This is a genomic window from Hydrogenovibrio sp. 3SP14C1 (assembly GCF_029625905.1).
In the GTDB taxonomy this organism is placed as follows: domain Bacteria; phylum Pseudomonadota; class Gammaproteobacteria; order Thiomicrospirales; family Thiomicrospiraceae; genus Hydrogenovibrio.
In genome coordinates, this window is sequence record NZ_JARTLM010000106.1 from 1 (window position 1) to 273 (window position 273).

At 44.3% G+C, this 273-nt stretch carries 1 protein-coding gene; it reads right to left on the reverse strand.

Translation table 11 applies throughout. From position 1 onward, the window contains the following. Window positions 1-259: hypothetical protein (locus P8629_RS11825; protein ID WP_278166319.1), on the reverse strand; the 259-nt coding region annotated here is incomplete at its 3' end. Window positions 260-273: the final 14 nt, after the last annotated feature.

Below are 273 nucleotides of genomic sequence, written 5' to 3' on the forward strand. Positions count from 1 at the left end.
CGATCTCCAAGCCTTCTGCCCACAGTGCATCTTGCGTTTTAGCTTCGGACTTGTAACGGCGGTTAATGTAGCCGTCAAACTCACCATGAGCCTTGTTTGGCAATTTAACATAATAATCTTCGTGCGCCTTGACGCTAAAAATACGAGTTAGATTTTTAGGTGAGTAATAAAGGATATTCCCCGCAGCATCTTTTTCCTCGTAGTATTTTCCGGCCAAAGTAACGGTCTTCTCATCAACTTCTGCGCCTTCTAAATCCAAACACGTCCCAAGCT